Origin of the sequence: Pseudomonas sp. B3(2017), assembly GCF_002113595.1 — a bacterium.
GTDB lineage: Bacteria > Pseudomonadota > Gammaproteobacteria > Pseudomonadales > Pseudomonadaceae > Aquipseudomonas > Aquipseudomonas ekonensis.
In genome coordinates, this window is the sequence record NZ_NEIU01000017.1 from 65,701 (window position 1) to 86,323 (window position 20,623).

Sequence of the window (20,623 nt, forward strand, 5' to 3'; positions counted from 1 at the left end):
TTCGCAGAAATGGCAGATCACCGCAAGTCCTGTGGGAGCCAGCCTGCTGGCGATGAGGCCGGTACAACAGACATCTGTCAGAGGGCCTCGCGCGTTGGCTTACCGTCCACCAGGCGCTGGATGCGCAGCGGATTGGCGTTCTTCAGCGGTTCCGGCAGCAGGTGGTCGGGGTAGTTCTGAAAGCACACCGGGCGCAGGAAACGGTCGATCGCCAACGTGCCGACCGAGGTGCCACGGGCATCGGAGGTCGCCGGGTACGGCCCGCCGTGCACCATCGAATCGCACACCTCGACCCCGGTCGGATAGCCGTTGAGCAGGATCCGCCCGACCTTCTGCTCCAGCAGCGCCGTCAGTTCCGGGAACTGCGCAAAGTCTTGCGGCTCACCGATGAGCGTCGCGGTGAGTTGCCCGTGCAGGCCGTTGAGCGCCGCATGCAACTGCGCCTGGTCTTCTACTTCGACCACCACCGTGGCCGGCCCGAACACTTCCTCCTGAAGCACCTCGTCGCCCTGGATCAGCAACCGAGCATCGGCCTTGAACAACTGCGGCTGCGCCTGGTTGCCTTGCTGCGGATTCCCCGCCAGGTGCGTGATGCCCGCGTGGGCCAGCAGCTTCTGCAAGCCCTTGCCGTAACTGGCGAGGGTGCCGGCGTTGAGCATGGTCTGCGCCGGTTGATCGGCGATCAGCCCGGCCAGTTGTGCCACGAACCCACTGAACTGCGGCGAACGCAGGCCGATGACCAGGCCGGGGTTGGTGCAGAACTGACCGCAGCCCTGCACCACCGAGGCCGTCAGGTCACGGGCCACGGACTCCGTGCGGGCAGCCAGCGCCTGCGGCAGCACGATCACCGGGTTGATGCTCGACATCTCGGCGAACACCGGGATCGGCTGCGGGCGTGCGGCCGCCATGTCGCACAGCGCCCGTCCGCCCTTGAGCGAACCGGTGAAGCCCACGGCCTGGATCGCCGGATGCTTGACCAGCCATTCGCCGACGCCACCGCCGTAGATCATGTTGAACACGCCCGCCGGCATGCCGGTCTTCTCCGCCGCACGGATCAGCGCATCGGCCACCCACTCGGCGGTGGCCATGTGGCCGCTGTGGGCCTTGAACACCACCGGGCAGCCGGCGGCCAGCGCGGCGGCGGTGTCGCCGCCCGCCGTGGAAAAGGCCAACGGAAAGTTGCTGGCGCCGAACACTGCCACCGGCCCGAGGCCGATGCGGTACTGGCGCAGGTCCGGACGCGGCAGCGGCTGACGCGCCGGCAACGGCAGATCGATCCGCGCCCCATAGAAGTCGCCGCGACGCAGCACCTGGGCGAACAGGCGCATCTGGCCGCTGGTGCGGGCGCGCTCCCCTTGGATCCGCGCCGCCGGCAGTGCGGTTTCGCGGCAGACCACGGCCACGAACTCGTCGTCCAGCGCGTCGAGCTCATCGGCGATCGCATCGAGGAACTGCGCCCGGCGCTCTGCGCTGAGGCTGCGGTAGGCCGGGTACACGGCGGCGGCCGCTTGGGCGGCGGCGTCCACCTCCTGCGCCGTTGCCTGGAAAAAACCGTAAGGCAACGGTTCGCCGGAGCTGGCGTCCACGCTCTGCAACTGGACGTTGCCGGCGGCGCTGCGGCGCCCGCCGATGTAGTTGAGGCCGAGAATCTGAGTCATGGGATCTCCTTAAAGGGTACCGATGCTGCCGGGGGCGAAAACCGCGTCGGCCGGGGCGATGCCGTTGACCAGGGGCGCGCCGAATTCGGCCAGGCTGATCTCGAACACATCGCCCGGACGGGTGCGGACACCGTCGGCGAACGACAGCGTCGCGGTGCCGAAGAAATGAATGTGCACATCGCCCGGCCGCAGGAACTGGGCGTACTTGAAATGGTGGTATTCGAGGTTCGCCAGGCTGTGGCACATGTTCGCTTCGCCGCTCAAGAACTCGTTCTGCCACAGCGTTTCGCCGTCGCGCAGGATGCGGCTGGTGCCGGCCAGGTGCGGCGGCAGCTCACCGACCCGAAGCTCGGGGCCGTAACTGCAGCTGCGCAGTTTCGAATGGGCCAGGTACAGGTAGTTCTTGCGTTCCATCACGTGGTCGGAGAACTCGTTGCCCAGGGCAAAACCGAGGCGGTACGGTTTGCCGTCGTGGCCGATGACGTAGAGCCCGGTGAGCTCCGGTTCTTCGCCGGCGTCTTCGGCGAACGGCGGCAACGGGAACGGCTGCCCCGGCCGCACGACAATGCTGCCGTCGCCCTTGTAGAACCACTCCGGCTGCACCCCGGCCTGCCCCGCCGCCGGTTTGCCGCCCTCCACGCCCCATTTGAAGATGCGCAGGGTGTCGGTCAGCGTCGCTTCGTCGCCGGCCTGCTGGTGCATCTTGTCCCGGGCCGAGGCGCTGCCCAGGTGCGTGAGCCCGGTGCCGCTGACCAGCAGGTGCGCCGGATCCGGATGGTCGAGCGGCGGCAGGATACGCAGCTGCTCCCGCAGTTCGGCGTAATCGTGGCTGATGCCCAGGCCGAAGGCCTGCACCTGCTGCGCGACGCTGACGCCGGCCTCGATGGCCGCCAACGCCAGATCACGCACGGCGCGCACGTCCTGCACCTCCCGCAGCAGACCGCCCTCGACCACGCCGACGCGGCGTTCGCCGTTGCTCAATTCGAATTGCACCAGATGCATGTGTTCTCTCCTCTCAACAAAATGTCTGAACACCGGAAAACCTGTGTCCGGCAGGTAGCGTCAGGTGCGAGTCGCGCCCCGTGCGCTCGCTGCGAACTGGTCTGCCGGCAACACGTGTCTGCGCTCAAGCACCCGGTAGACCACACCGGTCAGCATCAGTCCGAACACCATCACCCCGGACAGGAAGTACAAGCCCGAGGCGAGGTTGCCGGTGTATTCCTTCAGCGCCCCGATCACGAACGGACCGATGTAGCCGCCCAGGTTACCCACCGAGTTGATCAGCGCGATGCCCGCCGCCGCGCTGGCGCCGGCGAAGAACCGCCCCGGCAAGGTCCAGAACACCGCCGTGCAGGAAAACAGCGCGAACGCCACCAGGCACAGCGCCGCCAACTGCATCGCCGGCAACGCCAGCCAGGCGCTGAAGAACAGGCCGAGCGCGCCCAGCACGTAGAGCACCGCCAGATGGCCGTAGCGGTCGTTCAGCCGGTCGGAGCTGCGCGGCACGATCAGCAGGCCGACGATGCCGAAGAGGTACGGCACCGCCGACACGAACCCGGTGACCAGGTCGCTGCCGCCGAACTGCTTGATCAGGGTCGGCAGCCACAGGCCCAGGCCGTAGATGCTCAAGGTCACCGGCAGGTAGAACAGCGCCAGCAGCAAGACGCGCGTGTCCTTGAGCGCATGCAGCGGGTTGCCGTGACGGGTCTGGCCGTATGCCTGCAGATCCTTTTTCAGCTCGCCGCTGAGCCAGTCCTTTTCGGACCGTTCCATCCAGTCCACCTGCTCCGGCCCGTCCGGCAGCCAGCGCAGCACCGGCCAGGTCAGCAGGATCGCCGGGGTGCCAATGACGATGAACAGCCATTGCCAGCCATGCAGGCCGAGGATGCCGTCCATGCCCAGCAGGCCGCCGGACACGGGGCCGGTGATCATCATGGCGATGGGCTGGGACAGGATGAACAGCCCGAGGATCTTGCCGCGGTGGCGCACGGGGAACCATTGGGTGATGTAGTACAGAACACCGGGAAAGAACCCCGCCTCCGCCGCGCCGAGCAGAAAGCGCATCACATAGAAGCTGTACGGGCCCTGGACGAACGCCATGCCGATGGTGATGGCGCCCCAGGTGATCATGATCCGCGCGAACCAGCGCCTTGCGCCGAAGCGTTCGAGCATCAGGTTGCTGGGGATCTCCAGCAGGAAATAACCGATGAAGAACAGACCGGCGCCGAGCCCGTAGGCCGCGTCGCCGATGCCGATGTCGGCGCCCATGTGCAGCTTGGCGAAGCCGACGGCGGAGCGGTCCACGTAGGCGATCAGGTACAGCAGGATCAGGAAGGGAATCAGTTTCAAGGTGATGCGCCGGACAAGCCGCTGTTCCTGGCTCATGGGGTCGGTCTCCGATTGTTGTTGTTATGGAACCTCGGGGGATGCCTCAGGCGAACCTCGCCAGGGCCGATCCTCTCGTTGAAATCGACTATATAGTAATACTTATTAGACGCCAACACTTCCACAGCAGCCATTTTTCGCTTAGCTTAAGCCAAATCTTGCAAACAATAGTCTTACAATAAGAGAACCGATCATGTCTGATAAGAAACCCGCCCTGCGCTCGGCCCAATGGTTCGGCACCGCCGACAAGAACGGCTTCATGTACCGCAGCTGGATGAAGAATCAGGGCATCGCCGACCATCAGTTCCACGGCAAGCCGATCATCGGCATCTGCAACACCTGGTCGGAGCTGACACCGTGCAACGCGCACTTTCGCCAGATCGCCGAGCACGTGAAACGCGGCGTGATCGAGGCCGGCGGGTTTCCGGTGGAATTCCCGGTGTTCTCCAACGGCGAGTCGAACCTGCGCCCGACCGCCATGCTCACCCGCAACCTGGCGAGCATGGACGTGGAGGAAGCCATCCGCGGCAACCCCATCGACGGCGTGGTGCTGCTGACCGGCTGCGACAAGACCACCCCGGCGCTGCTGATGGGCGCGGCCAGTTGCGACGTGCCGGCCATCGTCGTCACCGGCGGGCCGATGCTCAACGGCAAGCACAAGGGCAAGGACATCGGTTCCGGCACCGTGGTCTGGCAACTCAGCGAACAGGTCAAGGCCGGCACCATCACGCTCGATGACTTCTTGGCGGCCGAGGGCGGCATGTCCCGCTCCGCCGGCACCTGCAACACCATGGGCACCGCGTCCACCATGGCCTGCATGGCCGAAGCGCTGGGCACCTCCCTGCCCCACAACGCGGCGATCCCGGCGGTGGACGCGCGGCGCTACGTACTGGCGCACATGTCCGGCATGCGCGCGGTGGAGATGGTGCGCGAAGACCTGCGGCTGTCGAAGATCCTGACCAAGCAGGCGTTCGAGAACGCGATCCGGGTCAACGCGGCGATCGGTGGTTCGACCAACGCGGTGATCCACCTCAAAGCCATCGCCGGACGCATCGGCGTCGACCTGGATCTGGACGACTGGACGCGCATCGGCCGGGGCATGCCGACCCTCGTCGACCTGCAGCCGTCCGGGCGTTTCCTGATGGAAGAGTTCTACTACGCCGGGGGCTTGCCGGCAGTGCTGCGGCGCCTGGGTGAGGCCAACCTGATTCCGAACCCGGACGCATTGACCGTCAACGGCAAAACCATCCGCGAGAACACCCAGGACGCGCCGATCTACGGCGAAGACGAAGTGATCCGCACCCTCGACAACCCGATCCGCGCCGACGGCGGTATCTGTGTCTTGCGCGGCAACCTGGCGCCGCTCGGCGCGGTGCTCAAGCCATCGGCCGCGACGCCGGAACTGATGCAGCATCGCGGCCGCGCCGTGGTGTTCGAGAACTTCGACCACTACAAGGCACGGATCAACGACCCGGAACTGGACGTCGATGCCCACTCGGTTCTGGTGATGAAAAACTGCGGGCCGAAGGGTTATCCGGGCATGGCCGAGGTCGGCAACATGGGGCTGCCGGCCAAGCTGCTGGCCCAAGGCGTGACCGACATGGTGCGCATCTCCGATGCGCGGATGAGCGGCACGGCGTACGGCACCGTGGTGTTGCACGTCGCCCCGGAAGCGGCGGCCGGCGGGCCGTTGGCGGCAGTGAAAGAAGGTGACTGGATCGAGCTGGACTGCGCCGGCGGGCGCTTGCACCTGGACATCCCGGACGCCGAACTGGCGGCGCGCCTGGCCGATCTGCAACCGCCGCAGCCATTGCTGGTGGGGGGTTACCGTCAGCTGTACATCGACCATGTGCTGCAGGCAGACCAGGGCTGCGACTTCGACTTCCTGGTCGGCTGCCGGGGTGCCGAAGTCCCGCGCCACTCCCACTGACAACGCCTTCCCCTGTGGGAGCTGGCTTGCCAGCGATTACGGTCTTTCAGCTGACATTCATGTTGACTGACACGCCGCCATCGCTGGCAAGCCAGCTCCCACATTTGCTTTGTGCACCTGCCTCAAGACCATGCCACGCCTGCTATGATGCCGGGCACCGTTCACCCCACAGGATCGCCCCGCTCCCCATGGATTACCGCAAACCCTCCGACCGCAAAAGCATGCACTCGCGCATCGTCCAGGAACTGGGCCTGCAGATCGTTTCCGGACGCTTTGCGCCCGACGACAAACTGCCCGCCGAAGCCTTGCTCTGCGAGGAGTACGCGGTGAGCCGGCCGGTGCTGCGCGAGGCCACGCGGGTGCTGGTGGCCAAGGGGCTGGTGTATTCGAAGCCGCGGGTCGGCACCGTGGTCAAGCCACGCCGCGAATGGCACATGCTCGACCCTGACGTGCTGCACTGGCTGATGCAGAGCAGCCCGCAGAACGAGTTCTTCAACGTGCTGACCAGCGTGCGCAGCATCATCGAGCCGGCCGCCGCCGCCCTCGCCGCCCAGCACGCCACCGAGGCCGACATCGCCGCCATCGGCGAAGCCTACCGGCGCATGGAGGCGGCGCCGACGCCGGAAGCCTTGCTGCAGCCGGATCTGGATTTCCACAGCCGCATCGCCGACGCCACCCACAACGACCTGCTCGCCAACCTGTGCAACATGCTCTCGGTGGCGATCGCCGAAGCGCTCAAGCACTCCAACCAGCGGCCGAACCTGCACGAACTGGCGCTGCCGCGGCACAAGGCGATCCTGACCGCCATCGAGAACCGCGATGCCCTCGGCGCACGGCATGCGACGCTGGTGCAGCTGGATGATGCGCGCAGTGCCTTGAGTGTGGTGCTCGGCACCGACCTCGCCTGAAATACCAAAAAGCCTGTGGGAGCTGCGGTGCGACGATTCGAATTGCCAGCGATAGCGGACCAATAGCCAACATCAACGTTGAATGTTAAGCCCTCATCGCTGGCAAGCCAGCTCCCACAGGGTTTTGTGTGAATCGTTAAATGCAGAAAAGCCGCAACCCGAAGGTTGCGGCTTTGTCGTTCCAGCCCCCAAGGATCAGTGGGCGAACAGCGAATTGCCCTTCTGCCCCGCCAGCTTCTCAGGCTTGATCAGGAACTTCGCCAGCGCCGGCAGCAGCCACAGCGCGCCGAACATGTTCCACAACAGCATGAAGGTCAGCATCAGGCCCATGTCGGCCTGGAACTTGATCGCCGAGAAGATCCAGGTGCACACGCCGATGGCCAGGCACAGGCCGGTGAACAGCACGGCCTTGCCGGTGGACTTCAGGGTCTGGTAGTAGGCTTCCTGCAACGGCAGGCCGGCACGCAAGAAACTCTCCAGGCGGCTGTAGATGTAGATGCCGTAGTCCACGCCGATCCCCACGCCCAGCGCCACCACCGGCAGGGTCGCGACCTTGACGCCGATGCCCATGAACGCCATCAGCGCGTTGCCCAGCACCGAGGTCAGCACCAGCGGCAGGACGATGCACAGGGTCGCCGCCCACGAGCGGAAGGTGATCATGCACATGACCGCCACGCAGATGTACACCAGCACCAGGATGGTCAGCTCAGCCTGCTTGATGACTTCGTTGGTGGCCGCCTCGATCCCGGCGTTGCCGGCGGCGAGGATGAACTCCAGGCCGTCCTTGTTGTTGTCCGCGGCGAATGCCTGCACCGCCTTCACGGCACGGTCCAGGGTCTCGGCCTTGTGGTCGTTGAGGAACACCAGCACCGGCGCCAGCGAACAGTTGTTGTTGTACAGGCCGTCGGCCCGGGCGATGGAGTTGTTCAGCACGTCCGGGTTGCGCGACAGGGTCTCCCATTTCAGGTTGCCCTCGTTCATGCCCTTGATCATCTGCTTGGACACGGTCACCAGCGAGATCGCCGACTGCACGCCCTCGGTGTTCTGCATCTTCCACATCAGCTCGTCGATGGGCGCCATCGCCTCGTAGCGCGAGCAGCCTTCGGACTTGGTCTTGACCATCACCACCAGCACGTCGGAACTGGTGGAGTAGTTGCTGATGATGAAGTTGTTGTCCTTGTTGTAGCGCGAGTCCGGCCGCAGTTCCGGCGCGCCCTGGTCGAGGTCGCCGATCTTGAGGTTCTTGCTGTACCAGAGGCCGCCGCCGAAGGCGACCAGCGCGATCAGGATCGACACCGGCGCCACTTTGGAGCTGGCGAAGTTCGACAGCAGGCGCCAGAACGGATGCTCGCGGTTCGCGTCTTTCTTGCTCTTGGCCACGGCGCGCTTGCTGATGCCGACATAGGAAATCGCCACCGGCAGCAGGATCAGGTTGGTGAACACGATCACCGCCACGCCGATGGACGCGCCGATGGCCAGTTCGCGGATCACGCCGATGTCGATGATCAGCAGGGTGATGAAGCCGACGGCGTCCGCCAGGATCGCGATCATCCCCGGCAGGAACAGTTGCCGGAAGGTGCGCCGCGCGGCCGTCAGGGCGTTGTCCGCCTCGCTGGACTGCAAGGCGATGCCGTTGATCTTCTGCACGCCGTGGGAGATGCCGATGGCGAAGATCAGGAACGGCACCAGCATCGAATACGGATCGAGCCCGAAGCCGAAGAAATGCATCAGCCCCAGTTGCCAGATCACCGCCACCAGCGTGGTGCTCAGCACCGCCACGGTGCTGCGCATGCAGTGGGTGAACCAGTAGAGCAGGATCAGGGTGATGACGAAGGCGACGCCGAAGAACATCACCACCATCACCAGGCCGTCGATCAGGTCGCCGACCTTCTTGGCGAAGCCCACGATGTGGATCTTGACGTTGGGGTTCTGCGCCTCGAACTTGTTGCGGATCTTGTCCTCCAGCTCATGGGAGAACTTGCGGTAGTCCAGCGCCAGCAGCTTGCCCTGGTCCTGCGGATCCGGGTAGGACTCCAGCAGCGGGATGTCGACGATGCTCGACTTGAAGTCGTTGGCCACCAGCCGCCCGACCTGGCCGGACTTGAGCACGTTGTTGCGCAGCAGGTCGAGGCTGTCCTGGGAGCCGTTGTAGCTCTGCGGGATCACTTCGCCGCCGGCGAAGCCTTCCTCGGTCACCTCGGTCCAGCGCACGCTCGGGCTCCACAGCGACTTAAGGCCGGAGCGGTCGACGCCGGAGATGTAGAACACCTCGTCGTTGATCTGGCGCAGGGTCTCCATGTACTCCTTGGAGAAGATGTCGCCATCGGTGGCCTCCACCGAGATCCGCACCGTGTTGCCCAGGTTCGCCAGGTCGTTGCGGTGCTCCATCATCTTCTCGATGAACGGATGCTTGAGCGGGATCATTTTCTCGAAGCTGGTGGACGGCCGGATCAGCGTGGCCTGCCAGAATAGGAAGATGCTGACCAGCAGGCAGATCACGATCACTGCCGGGCGGTTGTTGAAGATCAGGCGTTCGAGGAACGTCGCCTTGTCCTGATGATGAGTGCTCAAGGAAGTCATAGCCCCGCCTTCTTATTATTGATCCGGCTCATTTGCCCAGCTCGGCGCCGTTGGGCGCCGTGATGCGTACCCCGCCCTGCCCGGTCAGGATCAGGTCGCCGTTGCCGGCGGCGGTGACCGACGACAGCGAAATGCGGTCGGGCCGGTTGAACACGCTGAAAGTCTCGCCGTTGTCGCTGCTGCTGATCACCGAGCCGCCGTTGCCGACGATCACGATGGAACCGTCGTCGAGCAGCGTGGCGCCGGACAGGCCGAACTCCAGGGAACCGCGCGCCGCCTTCAGCTCGACCTGTTCCCAGGTGCCGCCGAAGTCGGTGGAGCGGTAGAGGTTGCCGCGCAGGCCGTAGGCCAGCAGGGTCTGCGGCTGCGCGGTGCCGATCACGCCGAACAGCGAGCCTTCATACGGGCCTTCGAGCTTTTCCCAGGTCTGGCCCCAGTCGGCGGAGCGGAACATGCTGCCCTGCTCGCCGACGATGAACAGCCCGGCGTCCTTCACGGCGGCGATGGCGTTGAGGTGGTATTGGTCTTCGTTGTCGAGGCGGTCGCTGACGTCTTCCCAGTGCTGGCCGCCGTCGGTGGTCTCCAGCAGCGCCCCATAGGCGCCGACGGCGATGCCGTGGCTGGCGTCCTTGAACCAGACGTCGAGCAGCGGCGCTTCGCGCTTGAGGTCTTCGAACTGCTTGGTCCAGGTCAGGCCGCCGTCTTCGCTGGCGAGGATCTGCGCGTCATGGCCGACGGCCCAGCCGTGCCGGTCGTCGACGAAGTACACGGCGGTGAGCAGTTGCCGGGTCGGCACCTTGGCCTGGATCCAGGTCTTGCCCTGGTCGTCGGAATAGAGAATGTGGCCGCGATCCCCGACCACCACCAGCCGGGCGCCGGCATGGACGACATCGAGCATCAGGCTTTTGGCGGCCTTGGCCGAAGCGGTGGAATAGACCCCGTCCGCGGGCGCTTCGTCGGCCAGTGCACAGGCCGGTACGGCTGCCAGGCCCAGCAGGGCGCAGGCGGTGGCCAGCAGTGCGGTTTTGCGTAACGCCGGCGGGCGGCAACGAACCATAGACCTTCCCCTATTTATTATTGTTGGGCCATCGGGCCTTCAAGGGCGCCGCAAGGGTGCTCCGGGACCGACCGGTCAGCTGCGCTGCGTGCAGCATAGTCCTGAAACCCGCAGTCCAGAGCCCCTTCGGATGCTGGCTCATCCTATCGGGCTTTGGAAACGTCTGACAATCGGCGCCACGTTATCTTTTGTTAACCGCCAAACCGGTCTGTTGCAGACGAATGCTTGCTCACGAAGGCGCCAGGTCAGGCCACAAAGACGCAGGCCGGAGCGGCCCCATCGCCAGCAGGCTGGCTCCCACAGGGATCTGGGGTGAATGCAGAGTCGGTGGCCACAGCAGAACAATGTGGGAGCCAGCCTGCTGGCGATGACGGCCGAATGAACGGCCATTCGCCGGATGGATGACGCAAAACTTGCGAAGGGGACTTGCGCGATAGGTATTATGGTATACCATCAGACGCACAGACACTCTTATCCCCTACGGAGCAGCCCATGAGTTTCGAAATCCGCAAGATCGTCAGCTACATCGAAGAGACTTTCATCGAAGGCGGCAAGGCCACCGACACCCCGGTGACCATGGTCGGCCTGGCGGTCGTGATCAAGAACCCGTGGCTGGGCCGCGGCTTCGTCGAAGACCTGAAACCGGAGATCCGCGCCAACTGCTCCGACCTCGGCGCGCTGATGGTCGAACGCCTGGTGGCCGCCATCGGCGGCGCCGAGAAGATCGAAGCCTACGGCAAGGCCGCCGTGGTCGGCGCCGACGGCGAGATCGAACACGCCTCCGCGGTGATCCACACCCTGCGCTTCGGCAATCACTACCGCGAAGCGGTCAAGGCCAAGAGCTACCTGAGCTTCACCAACAAGCGCGGCGGTCCCGGCACCTCGATCCAGATCCCGATGATGCACAAGGACGACGAAGGCCTGCGCTCGCACTACATCACCCTGGAAATGCAGATCGAAGACGCGCCGCGCGCCGACGAGATCGTCGTGGTGCTCGGTTGCGCCGACGGCGGCCGCCTGCACCCGCGCATCGGCAACCGCTACATCGACCTGGAAGAGCTGGCCGCCGAAAAGGCCCAGTGACCACAATAAGAAAGCATTGCAGGAGCGCTCCATGATTCGGCTCACCGCTGAACTCACCCCCGCCGGCACCAGTTATCTGGCGACCGGCCTCGGCCAACCCGTCGTGCTGATCCACGGCGTGGGCCTGAACAAAGAAATGTGGGGCGGCCAGATCGTCGGCCTCGCCTCTCAGTACCGGGTGATCGCCTACGACATGCTCGGGCATGGCGCCAGTCCGCGACCGGCCGCCGACACCGGCCTGCTCGGCTACGCCGATCAGTTGCTGGAGCTGCTGGAGCACCTGCAACTGCCCCAGGTCACCGTGATCGGGTTTTCCATGGGCGGCCTGGTGGCACGGGCCTTCGCCCTGCACTACCCGCAGCGCCTGCAAGGGCTGGTGGTGCTCAACAGTGTGTTCAACCGCACCGAGGAGCAGCGCGCCGGCGTCATCGCCCGCACCAGCCAGGCCGCCGAGCACGGGCCGGACGCCAACGCCGAAGCAGCGCTGTCGCGCTGGTTCAGCCGCGAATACCAGGCGGCCAACCCGGCGCAGATCGCCGCGATCCGCCAGACCCTGGCCGGCAACGACCCGCAGGGCTACCTGACCACCTATTCGCTGTTCGCCACGCAAGACATGTACCGCGCCGACGACCTGGGCAGCATCCAGGTGCCGACGCTGATCGCCACGGGCGAGCTGGATCCCGGCTCGACCCCGGAGATGGCCGAGCAACTGGCCCGGCGCATCCCCGGCGCGAAGGTCGCCGTGCTGCCCGAGCAAAGGCATATGATGCCCGTAGAGTCGCCGCGCCTGGTCAACCAGATGCTGCTGGAATTTCTCGAATCCGCAAACGCCCGACAAAACCATATAAAGGGGATCGTTGCATGACACTCGCACGCTTCCAGATGTGCATCGGCGGAGAATGGGTCGACGCCCTCTCCGGCAAGACTTTCGAAAGCCTCAACCCGGCGCTGGCCGAGCCCTGGGCCGAGCTGCCCGATGCCGACGAGGCCGATGTCGAACGCGCCGTGCAGGCGGCCCAGACCGCCTTCGACAGCCCGGCCTGGCGCGGCCTGACCGCCACCGCGCGCGGCAAGCTGCTGCGCCGCCTCGGTGACCTGATCGCCGAAAACAAGGAGCAGCTGGCCCAGCTGGAAAGCCGCGACAACGGCAAGCTGATCCGCGAGACCCGCGGCCAGGTCGGCTACCTGCCGGAATTCTTCCACTACACCGCCGGCCTGGCCGACAAGCTCGAAGGCGGCACCCTGCCGCTCGACAAGCCCGACCTGTTCGCCTACACCGTGCACGAAGCCATGGGCGTGGTCGCCGCGATCATTCCGTGGAACAGCCCGCTGTACCTGACCGCGATCAAACTCGCGCCAGCCCTGGCGGCGGGCAACACCATCGTGATCAAGCCGTCCGAGCACGCTTCGGCGACGATCCTGGAACTGGCGCGCCTGGCCCTCGAAGCCGGCATCCCGCCGGGCGTGGTCAACGTCGTCACCGGCTACGGCCCGAGCACTGGCGCCGCCCTCACCCGCCATCCGCTGGTGCGCAAGATCGCCTTCACCGGCGGCGCGACGACCGCCCGGCACGTGGTACGCAGCAGCGCCGAGAACTTCGCCAAGCTGTCGCTGGAGCTGGGCGGCAAATCGCCGAACATCATTTTCGCCGACGCCGACCTCGACAGCGCCATCAACGGCGCCATCGCCGGGATCTACGCGGCGTCTGGGCAGAGCTGCGTGTCCGGCTCGCGCCTGCTGGTGCAGGACGAGATCTACGATGAGTTCGTCGGCCGCTTGGTCGAGCGCGCCCAGCGCATCCGCATCGGCAACCCCCAGGACGACAGCAGCGAAATGGGCCCGATGGCCACCGCCCAGCAACTGGCCGTGGTCGAAGGCTTGGTGGCCGACGCCCTCGCCGAAGGGGCGCGCCTGCGCATCGGCGGCAAGCGCCCGGCGGGCGTGGGCGACGGCTGGTTCTATGAGCCGACGCTGTTCGAGTGCGACCGCAACTCGATGAAGATCATGCAGGAAGAAGTGTTCGGACCGGTGGCCTCGGTGATCCGCTTCAAGGACGAGGCCGAAGCGCTGGCGATCGCCAACGACTCGCAGTTCGGCCTCGCCGCCGGCATCTGGACCCGCGACCTGGGCCGCGCCCATCGCCTGGCCCGTGACGTGCGCTCGGGGATCATCTGGGTCAACACCTACCGCGCGGTGTCGGCGATGGCGCCCATCGGCGGCTTCAAGAACAGTGGCTACGGACGCGAAAGCGGCATCGATTCGGTGCTGGCCTACACCGAACTGAAAACGGTGTGGATCAACCTTTCCCAGGCCCCGATGCCTGATCCCTTCGTGATGCGCTAGGAGTCCTGCGACATGATCGAACCCGGCATTTACAAAGACGTGATGGGCTCCTTCCCGTCCGGAGTCACGGTGGTCACCACCCTCGACGCGGACGGGGGCATCGTCGGCATCACCGCCAGCGCCTTCAGCGCGCTGTCGATCGACCCGGCGCTGGTGCTGTTCTGCCCCAACTACGCCTCCGACACCTACCCGGTGCTGCGTGACAGCCAGCGCTTCGCGATCCACTTGCTGTCCGCCGACCAGACCGCCGAAGCCTATGCCTTCGCCGGCAAGGGCAAGGACAAGGCCAAAGGCATCGCCTGGCACCTGAGCGAACTGGGCAACCCGATCCTGGACAGGGCCACGGCGATCATCGAGTGCGAGCTGTGGCGCGAATACGACGGCGGCGACCACGCGATCATCGTCGGCGCGGTGAAGAACCTGATCCTGCCGGCGCAGCCGGTGACGCCGATGATTTATCACAAGGGCAAGCTCGGCGCGTTGCCGAGCCTGACTTGAGAAAACAATGCAAAACACTGTGGGAGCTGGCTTGCCAGCGATGGCGGTGGGTCAGCCAGCATAGATGTCGATGTGATGCCGTCATCGCTGGCAAGCCAGCTCCCACAGGGCCTGAGGTGAGGTTGAGAATATGAATAACGAAAAATACGAAAAGGGCCTGAAGATTCGCACCCAAGTGCTGGGCGAGGCTTACGTCAACCGTTCGATCCAGAACGCCGACGACTTCACCCGCCCGCTGCAGGAAATGGTCACCGAATATTGCTGGGGCCATGTCTGGGGCCGCGACGGCCTGTCGCTCAAGGAGCGCAGCATGATCAACCTGGCGATGATCTCGGCGCTCAACCGCCCGCACGAACTCAAGCTGCATGTGCGCGGCGCCTTGCGTAACGGCTTGAGTCGTGAGCAAATACGCGAAATTCTGCTTCAGGTCGGCATCTACTGCGGCGTTCCCGCTGCCGTAGACAGTTTCCGGCTCGCCCGTGAAGCCTTCGCCGACGCCGACGCCGAGGCCTCCAGTCAACACTCGGCTGTCTGACCGCCCCGCAAGGACAGCCACATTTAGAGCGGACTCCATGAAACGCCTGCCACTCGACGACAGCTTCAAGGTCAATCGCAACCCCGTCACCCTGCGCGAGATCGTGCTGGACAAGCTGCGAAGCGCCATCATGAACTTCCAGCTCCTGCCGGGCGACCGCCTGGTCGAACGCGACCTGTGCGACCGCCTGGGCGTGAGCCGCACGTCGGTGCGTGAGGCCCTGCGTCACCTTGAATCCGAAGGCCTGGTGGAATTCGCCGACGCCAAGGGCCCGCGCGTGGCGATCATCACGCTGGCCGACGCGGTCGACATCTATGAGCTGCGGTGCGTGCTCGAAGGCCTGATCGTCCAGCTGTTCACCCTGCGCGCCAAGGCCAAGGACATCAAGGCCCTGGAGAAAGCGCTGGAGGAGAACCGCAAGGCCCTCAAGGACGGCGAGCTGCAGCAGGTGATCGACTCGGTGCAGGGTTTCTACGACGTGCTGCTGGAAGGCTCCGGCAACCACATCGCCGCCACTCAGCTGCGCCAGTTGCAGGCGCGCATCAGCTACCTGCGGGCGACGTCGGTGTCCCAGGAGAACCGCCGCGGCGCCAGCAACCAGGAAATGGAAAAGATCGTCGAGGCGATCAAGAGCGGCGATCCGCTGGCCGCCCACCAGGCGTCGGTCGACCACGTGCGCGCCGCGGCCGCCGTCGCCCTCGACTACCTCAAGCGCAAGCAGGAAGAGCCCGGCGCCACCCCGGCGATCACCCTGCCCATCGCGCTGAAAGAACCGCGCATAGGCCGCTGACATGTTCAGCCCGAGCTTTTGCCCGAAATGCGGCGGCGCCGACCTCGGTCAGCAGGTGCCGCCGGGCGATACGCACGAGCGCCTGATGTGCCGCGGCTGCGGCTACATCCACTATGTGAACCCGAAGATCATCGCCGGCTGCATCATCGAGCAGGACGGCAAATACCTTTTGTGCCAGCGGGCGATCCCGCCGCGTCCGGGCACCTGGACGCTGCCGGCAGGTTTCATGGAAAGCGGCGAGACCACCGAGCAGGCGGCGGTGCGCGAAGTCTGGGAAGAAAGCGGCGTGCGCGCCGAGATCGTCTCGCCCTACTCGATCTTCAGCGTGCCGAAGATCAGCGAGGTGTACATCATCTTCCGCGCCATCGCCCTGGAGATCACCGGCCAATACGGCCCGGAAACCCTCGACTGCCAATTCTTCGCCCCCGAAGACATCCCCTGGGACAAGATCTACTACCCGGCGATCCGCCAGATCCTCGAACGCTACATCGAAGAACGCCAGGCCGGCGTCTACGGCATCTACGTGGGCAACGACGACAGCGGCAAGATTCATTTCATCCGCTGATCAGAAGCCACCTTCAACAGATGCAGAGCCCGGCCCGGATCCCCGATAGCCGGTGCTCAGTCCGGCATCGACCGAATGATGTCAGCCAAATCATCTTTGGTGATCTCATTGGTCTTGAGCGCAGCGGAGATGTCTTTTTTGGAAAGCGGGAAGCGCTTGAAAATGTCCTTCAATGTGTCCGCATCGATATTCTGCAACCAAAGAGGGTCGATGAAGGAGCCACCATACTCAGGCTTCATGGGAACCTCTTCGTGAGCGATTGAACCTTTGTGGTTCAGATAGACAACATAGCGATCGTGCCCTTCAGGAAAGCTTTTATCGTGGTATAGCGTCGTCCCGATGGGGAGGACATAGTAATTGTCATCGCCACTTTGCCCTTCGATCAGCAGTGGCTCTGTGGTTTTAACCCTCTCCAAATCACGTTCCTTCGAGCCGTTCCCGAAAATCAGAAACGCCAGAAAGATCGCATTTACAAATAGAACGCCCAGCAGCCAATAGCCAATTCGCCTATTTGCAAACATTCCTCTTGTCATGGTGTGCCTCAATAATCCCTTCGAGCATGGCTTGTGAATCCGCAGGCAAGAAAATCCCGTGCTGAGCTCTGGATTGCGTACGCGCGGCTCGTCCTTCGATGAATGACAAGCCGCGCATTTCGCTGTATTTCGCGCAGCCTTGCAAGCAAGCCCTTACGGCGCCATCCCTTCCACAATAATGACTTCCGCCCTCGCCCATTCCTCCCGGTAGCTTTTCGCTTCCTGATACGCCACCGAGCGATAGCACGCCACCGCCTGTTCGTAGCTGTCGAACTCAATCACCACGCTGCGCTGCGGCGTCGCCCTGCCCTCCATCGCTTCGCTGCGCCCGCCCCGGGCCAGGAAACGTCCGCCGTACTCGGCGAACGCCTTCGGCGCGCGTTGGGTGTATTGGCTGTAGCGGTCCGGGTCGGTGACGTCCACATGAGCAATCCAGTAAGCCTTCATAGTGACCTCTCGGTTGAATTTGTATTATGGTATACCACAAATTTCCAACAGACACCGGGAGTCCAGCATGCCCTTCAACACTATCGAAGAAATCCTCGAAGATTACCGCCTCGGCAAAATGGTGCTGCTGGTCGATGACGAGGACCGGGAGAACGAAGGCGACCTGCTGCTGGCCGCCGACCGCTGCACGCCCGAAGCGATCAGCTTCATGGCCCGGGAGGCTCGCGGGCTGATCTGCCTGACCTTGACCGACGAACATTGCCAGCGGCTGGGCCTGGAGCAAATGGTGCCGAGCAACGGCAGCGTGTTCAGCACCGCGTTCACCGTCTCCATCGAAGCGGCGGTGGGCGTCACCACCGGGATCTCCGCCGCCGACCGCGCCCGCACCGTGGCCGCCGCGGTGGCGCCCGATGCCTGCGCCGAGGATCTGGTGCAGCCCGGCCACATCTTCCCCCTGCGCGCCCGCGAAGGCGGCGTGCTGACCCGTGCCGGGCACACCGAGGCCGGTTGCGACCTGGCGCGCCTGGCCGGCTTCACGCCCGCCTCGGTGATCGTCGAGGTGATGAACGACGACGGCACCATGGCCCGCCGACCGGACCTTGAAGCCTTCGCACGAAAGCACGGGATCAAGATCGGCACCATCGCCGACCTGATCCACTACCGCCTGAGCACCGAGCACACCATCGAGCGCATCGGCGAACGTGAGCTGCCGACGGTGCACGGCACCTTCCGCCTGATCACCTTCGAGGACCGCATCGAGGGCGGCGTGCACATGGCCATGGTGATGGGCGAACTGCGCCGCGAGCAGCCGACGCTGGTGCGCGTGCATGTGATCGACCCACTGCGCGACCTGGTCGGCGCCGAGTACAACGGGCCGCGCAACTGGACGCTGTGGGCGGCGCTGCAACGGGTCGCGGCCGAGGGCCATGGCGTGGTCGTGGTGCTGGCCAACCATGAGTCCTCCCAGGCGCTGCTGGAGCGGGTGCCGCAACTGACCCAGCCACCGCGCCAGTTCAGCCGTTCGCAGTCGCGGATCTATTCTGAAGTGGGCACCGGGGCGCAGATTCTGCAGAACCTGGGCGTCGGCAAACTGCGCCACCTCGGGCCGCCGCTGAAATATGCCGGTTTGACCGGCTACGACCTGGAAGTGGTCGAGAGCATTCCCTTCACCGAGTGACGCCGTTTGCCGGATAACCGGTACGGCAAAATGCTTGCACAAAGTTTGGAATACCATAATATGATATTCCATAGACCGGACGAGCTGACGAAGCCGTCCCTCTACTGCTCCCGACAGGCGGGCAACAACGCAAGCCCGCTGAAAAACACAACAATGAGGGCGTGAAAATGGTGTTGAACAAAGCTGCAACCGCAATCCTTCTTGCGGGACTGCTGAGCGTGACCGGCCCCGCTGCAATGGCCGCCGAAAGCGTGAACTTCGTCAGCTGGGGCGGCAGCACCCAGGATGCGCAGAAGCAGGCCTGGGCCGACCCGTTCAGCAAGGCCAGCGGCATCACCGTCGTGCAGGACGGCCCCACCGACTACGGCAAGCTCAAGGCCATGGTCGAAAGCGGCAACGTGCAGTGGGACGTGGTCGATGTCGAAGCCGACTTCGCCCTGCGCGCCGCCGCCGAAGGCCTGCTCGAACCCCTCGACTTCAAGCAGATCCAGCGCGACAAGATCGACCCGCGCTTCGTCAGCGACCACGGCGTCGGCTCGTTCTTCTTCTCCTTCGTGCTCGGCTACAACGAAGGCAAGGTCGGCGCCAACAAGCCCCAGGACTGGAGCGCCCTGTTCGACACCAAGACCTACCCCGGCAAGCGCGCCCTGTACAAATGGCCGAGCCCCGGCGTGCTGGAGCTGGCCCTGCTGGCCGACGGCGTGCCTGCGGACAAGCTCTACCCGCTGGACCTGGACCGTGCCTTCAAGAAACTCGACACCATCAAGAAAGACATCGTCTGGTGGGGCGGCGGCGCCCAGTCGCAGCAATTGCTCGCGTCCGGCGAGGCTAGCCTCGGCCAGTTCTGGAACGGCCGCACCTACGCCCTGCAGCAGGACGGCGCGCCGGTGGGCGTGAGCTGGAAGCAGAACCTGGTGATGGCCGACATCCTGGTCGTGCCGAAGGGCTCTAAGAACAAGGACGCGGCGATGAAGTTCCTGGCCAGCGCCAGCAGCGCCAAAGGCCAGGCCGACTTCTCCAACCTGACCGCCTACGCCCCGGTCAACGTCGACAGCGTGGCGCGTCTGGACTCGACGCTGGCCCCCAACCTGCCGACTGCCTACGCTAAGGATCAGATCACCCTTGATTTCGCATACTGGGCCAAGAACGGTCCGGCCATCGCGACACGGTGGAACGAATGGCTGGTCAAATGAAAATGGCGGCCACCGCGTCCCGTCCCTCCACTGCCGCCGGGAGCGCTGCCAGCGCTGCCGGCCCGGCCCCGGTCAAGGCGAGTGCCATGGCGCAAGCCCCGTCCCTCAAACAACGCTGGCGCGGCGCCGGCAACCTGGCCCCGGCGCTGCTGTTCCTCGGCCTGTTCTTTCTCGCGCCGCTGATCGGCCTGCTGCTGCGCGGCGTGCTGGAGCCTGAGCCGGGCCTGGGCAACTACCAGCAGCTGTTCGCCAACTCGGCCTACGCGCGGGTGCTGCTCAACACCTTTTCGGTGGCCGGGCTGGTGACCCTGTTCAGCCTGCTGCTGGGCTTCCCGCTGGCCTGGGCGATCACCTTGGTGCCGCGCGGCTGGGGCCGCTGGATGCTCAACATCGTGCTGCTGTCGATGTGGACCAGCCTGCTGGCGCGCACCTACTCCTGGCTGGTGCTGTTGCAGGCCTCGGGGGTGATCAACAAGGCCCTGATGGCGATGGGCATCATCGACCAGCCGCTGGAGATGGTGCACAACCTCACCGGCGTGGTGATCGGCATGAGCTACATCATGATCCCGTTCATCGTGCTGCCGCTGCAGGCGACCATGCAGGCCATCGACCCGATGATCCTGCAGGCCGGCTCGATCTGCGGCGCCAGCCCCTGGACCAACTTCTTCCGGGTGTTCCTGCCGCTGTGCCGGCCGGGGCTGGCGTCCGGCGGGCTGATGGTGTTCGTGATGTCGCTCGGTTACTACGTCACCCCGGCGCTGCTGGGCGGGGCGCAGAACATGATGCTGCCGGAGTTCATCATTCAGCAGGTGCAGTCGTTCCTCAACTGGGGCCTGGCCAGCGCCGGCGCCGCGTTGCTGATCGTCATCACCCTGGTGCTGTTCTACTTCTACCTGAAGCTTCAGCCGGAATCCCCGGTTGGCGCCAGCAACGCGAGGTAA

At 64.8% G+C, this 20,623-nt stretch carries 19 protein-coding genes; 12 read left to right on the forward strand and 7 right to left on the reverse strand.

Going from position 1 to position 20,623, the window contains the following annotated elements; translation table 11 throughout:
• Positions 1-77: 77 nt before the first annotated feature.
• The 3 genes from CAG33_RS22070 to CAG33_RS22080 are packed head-to-tail and all read right to left on the reverse strand — an operon-like array spanning position 78 to position 4,043.
• Entirely contained in the window at positions 78-1,658 is a 1,581-nt protein-coding gene (locus CAG33_RS22070) for an aldehyde dehydrogenase (NADP(+)) (RefSeq protein WP_085586955.1), read from the reverse strand.
• 9 nt (positions 1,659-1,667) lie between these two features.
• Entirely contained in the window at positions 1,668-2,660 is a 993-nt protein-coding gene (araD1, locus tag CAG33_RS22075) for an AraD1 family protein (protein WP_085640536.1), read from the reverse strand.
• A gap of 60 nt (positions 2,661-2,720) precedes the next feature.
• Positions 2,721-4,043: an MFS transporter gene (locus CAG33_RS22080; RefSeq protein ID WP_085640538.1), complete on the reverse strand. Its 1,323-nt coding sequence runs from the start codon at positions 4,041-4,043 to the stop codon at positions 2,721-2,723.
• Positions 4,044-4,236: 193 nt separating this feature from the next.
• Between CAG33_RS22080 and CAG33_RS22085 the strand changes: the two genes are divergently transcribed.
• Complete coding sequence (locus tag CAG33_RS22085; RefSeq protein WP_085586958.1) at positions 4,237-5,973, forward strand: IlvD/Edd family dehydratase; 1,737 nt, start codon at positions 4,237-4,239, stop codon at positions 5,971-5,973.
• A gap of 188 nt (positions 5,974-6,161) precedes the next feature.
• Positions 6,162-6,881 carry a FadR/GntR family transcriptional regulator gene (locus CAG33_RS22090; protein ID WP_085633348.1) on the forward strand — a complete coding sequence of 240 codons (720 nt, stop codon included), beginning with the start codon at positions 6,162-6,164 and terminating at the stop codon, positions 6,879-6,881.
• Positions 6,882-7,076: 195 nt separating this feature from the next.
• Here the strand turns inward: CAG33_RS22090 and CAG33_RS22095 are convergent, their stop codons facing one another.
• Together CAG33_RS22095 and CAG33_RS22100 are read right to left on the reverse strand one after the other, a co-directional pair.
• Positions 7,077-9,461 carry an RND family transporter gene (locus CAG33_RS22095; RefSeq protein ID WP_085586807.1) on the reverse strand — a complete coding sequence of 795 codons (2,385 nt, stop codon included), beginning with the start codon at positions 9,459-9,461 and terminating at the stop codon, positions 7,077-7,079.
• 28 nt (positions 9,462-9,489) lie between these two features.
• On the reverse strand, positions 9,490-10,518 hold the full coding sequence (locus tag CAG33_RS22100) for a YCF48-related protein (RefSeq protein WP_085640540.1): 1,029 nt from the start codon (positions 10,516-10,518) through the stop codon (positions 9,490-9,492).
• Between the two features lie 492 nt (positions 10,519-11,010).
• On the opposite strand from CAG33_RS22100, the gene CAG33_RS22105 reads away from it, so the two are divergent.
• From CAG33_RS22105 to CAG33_RS22135, 7 genes are all read left to right on the forward strand, one after another.
• A complete protein-coding gene (locus CAG33_RS22105) occupies positions 11,011-11,601 on the forward strand; it encodes an amino acid synthesis family protein (RefSeq protein WP_085586809.1) in 591 nt (196 codons plus the stop codon).
• A gap of 31 nt (positions 11,602-11,632) precedes the next feature.
• The gene (locus CAG33_RS22110) at positions 11,633-12,466 is read left to right on the forward strand and encodes an alpha/beta fold hydrolase (protein WP_085586810.1); all 834 of its coding nucleotides are present in this window, start codon (positions 11,633-11,635) and stop codon (positions 12,464-12,466) included.
• Entirely contained in the window at positions 12,463-13,944 is a 1,482-nt protein-coding gene (locus CAG33_RS22115; RefSeq protein ID WP_085640542.1) for an aldehyde dehydrogenase, read from the forward strand. Before CAG33_RS22110 ends, CAG33_RS22115 begins: the two co-directional genes overlap by 4 nt.
• Before the next feature lie 12 nt (positions 13,945-13,956).
• A complete protein-coding gene (locus CAG33_RS22120) occupies positions 13,957-14,442 on the forward strand; it encodes a flavin reductase family protein (RefSeq protein WP_085640544.1) in 486 nt (161 codons plus the stop codon).
• Between the two features lie 130 nt (positions 14,443-14,572).
• The gene (locus tag CAG33_RS22125) at positions 14,573-14,977 is read left to right on the forward strand and encodes a carboxymuconolactone decarboxylase family protein (RefSeq protein ID WP_085640546.1); all 405 of its coding nucleotides are present in this window, start codon (positions 14,573-14,575) and stop codon (positions 14,975-14,977) included.
• 37 nt (positions 14,978-15,014) lie between these two features.
• Entirely contained in the window at positions 15,015-15,767 is a 753-nt protein-coding gene (locus tag CAG33_RS22130; RefSeq protein ID WP_085640548.1) for a GntR family transcriptional regulator, read from the forward strand.
• Between the two features lies 1 nt (position 15,768).
• The gene (locus CAG33_RS22135) at positions 15,769-16,332 is read left to right on the forward strand and encodes an NUDIX hydrolase (protein ID WP_085586815.1); all 564 of its coding nucleotides are present in this window, start codon (positions 15,769-15,771) and stop codon (positions 16,330-16,332) included.
• A gap of 56 nt (positions 16,333-16,388) precedes the next feature.
• Here the strand turns inward: CAG33_RS22135 and CAG33_RS22140 are convergent, their stop codons facing one another.
• A complete protein-coding gene (locus CAG33_RS22140) occupies positions 16,389-16,865 on the reverse strand; it encodes a hypothetical protein (protein WP_085586816.1) in 477 nt (158 codons plus the stop codon).
• A 153-nt stretch (positions 16,866-17,018) separates the two neighbouring features.
• Positions 17,019-17,312: a DUF1330 domain-containing protein gene (locus CAG33_RS22145; RefSeq protein WP_085640550.1), complete on the reverse strand. Its 294-nt coding sequence runs from the start codon at positions 17,310-17,312 to the stop codon at positions 17,019-17,021.
• Between the two features lie 67 nt (positions 17,313-17,379).
• Between CAG33_RS22145 and ribBA the strand changes: the two genes are divergently transcribed.
• The 3 genes from ribBA to CAG33_RS22160 all read left to right on the forward strand — a co-directional run bounded on the left by ribBA (position 17,380) and on the right by CAG33_RS22160 (position 20,623).
• The gene (gene ribBA / locus CAG33_RS22150; protein WP_085586818.1) at positions 17,380-18,489 is read left to right on the forward strand and encodes a bifunctional 3,4-dihydroxy-2-butanone-4-phosphate synthase/GTP cyclohydrolase II; all 1,110 of its coding nucleotides are present in this window, start codon (positions 17,380-17,382) and stop codon (positions 18,487-18,489) included.
• A 167-nt stretch (positions 18,490-18,656) separates the two neighbouring features.
• Positions 18,657-19,682 (forward strand): ABC transporter substrate-binding protein, encoded by a 1,026-nt coding sequence (locus CAG33_RS22155; protein WP_085586819.1) that lies wholly within the window; start codon positions 18,657-18,659, stop codon positions 19,680-19,682.
• Complete coding sequence (locus tag CAG33_RS22160) at positions 19,679-20,623, forward strand: ABC transporter permease (RefSeq protein ID WP_085586820.1); 945 nt, start codon at positions 19,679-19,681, stop codon at positions 20,621-20,623. The genes CAG33_RS22155 and CAG33_RS22160 overlap by 4 nt, the downstream gene beginning before the upstream one ends.

What these genes read in the sequence shown, in the direction of transcription:
- CAG33_RS22070 (WP_085586955.1), bottom strand. Translation starts at nt 1,658, where the DNA reads ATGACTCAGATTCTCGGCCTCAACTACATCGGCGGGCGCCGCAGCGCC.
- CAG33_RS22090 (WP_085633348.1), top strand. Translation starts at nt 6,162, where the DNA reads ATGGATTACCGCAAACCCTCCGACCGCAAAAGCATGCACTCGCGCATC.
- CAG33_RS22110 (WP_085586810.1), top strand. Translation starts at nt 11,633, where the DNA reads ATGATTCGGCTCACCGCTGAACTCACCCCCGCCGGCACCAGTTATCTG.
- CAG33_RS22130 (WP_085640548.1), top strand. Translation starts at nt 15,015, where the DNA reads ATGAAACGCCTGCCACTCGACGACAGCTTCAAGGTCAATCGCAACCCC.
- CAG33_RS22080 (WP_085640538.1), bottom strand. Translation starts at nt 4,043, where the DNA reads ATGAGCCAGGAACAGCGGCTTGTCCGGCGCATCACCTTGAAACTGATT.
- CAG33_RS22085 (WP_085586958.1), top strand. Translation starts at nt 4,237, where the DNA reads ATGTCTGATAAGAAACCCGCCCTGCGCTCGGCCCAATGGTTCGGCACC.
- CAG33_RS22100 (WP_085640540.1), bottom strand. Translation starts at nt 10,518, where the DNA reads ATGGTTCGTTGCCGCCCGCCGGCGTTACGCAAAACCGCACTGCTGGCC.
- CAG33_RS22115 (WP_085640542.1), top strand. Translation starts at nt 12,463, where the DNA reads ATGACACTCGCACGCTTCCAGATGTGCATCGGCGGAGAATGGGTCGAC.
- CAG33_RS22095 (WP_085586807.1), bottom strand. Translation starts at nt 9,461, where the DNA reads ATGACTTCCTTGAGCACTCATCATCAGGACAAGGCGACGTTCCTCGAA.
- CAG33_RS22125 (WP_085640546.1), top strand. Translation starts at nt 14,573, where the DNA reads ATGAATAACGAAAAATACGAAAAGGGCCTGAAGATTCGCACCCAAGTG.
- CAG33_RS22160 (WP_085586820.1), top strand. Translation starts at nt 19,679, where the DNA reads ATGAAAATGGCGGCCACCGCGTCCCGTCCCTCCACTGCCGCCGGGAGC.
- CAG33_RS22105 (WP_085586809.1), top strand. Translation starts at nt 11,011, where the DNA reads ATGAGTTTCGAAATCCGCAAGATCGTCAGCTACATCGAAGAGACTTTC.
- CAG33_RS22120 (WP_085640544.1), top strand. Translation starts at nt 13,957, where the DNA reads ATGATCGAACCCGGCATTTACAAAGACGTGATGGGCTCCTTCCCGTCC.
- ribBA (WP_085586818.1), top strand. Translation starts at nt 17,380, where the DNA reads ATGCCCTTCAACACTATCGAAGAAATCCTCGAAGATTACCGCCTCGGC.
- CAG33_RS22155 (WP_085586819.1), top strand. Translation starts at nt 18,657, where the DNA reads ATGGTGTTGAACAAAGCTGCAACCGCAATCCTTCTTGCGGGACTGCTG.
- CAG33_RS22135 (WP_085586815.1), top strand. Translation starts at nt 15,769, where the DNA reads ATGTTCAGCCCGAGCTTTTGCCCGAAATGCGGCGGCGCCGACCTCGGT.
- araD1 (WP_085640536.1), bottom strand. Translation starts at nt 2,660, where the DNA reads ATGCATCTGGTGCAATTCGAATTGAGCAACGGCGAACGCCGCGTCGGC.
- CAG33_RS22145 (WP_085640550.1), bottom strand. Translation starts at nt 17,312, where the DNA reads ATGAAGGCTTACTGGATTGCTCATGTGGACGTCACCGACCCGGACCGC.
- CAG33_RS22140 (WP_085586816.1), bottom strand. Translation starts at nt 16,865, where the DNA reads ATGACAAGAGGAATGTTTGCAAATAGGCGAATTGGCTATTGGCTGCTG.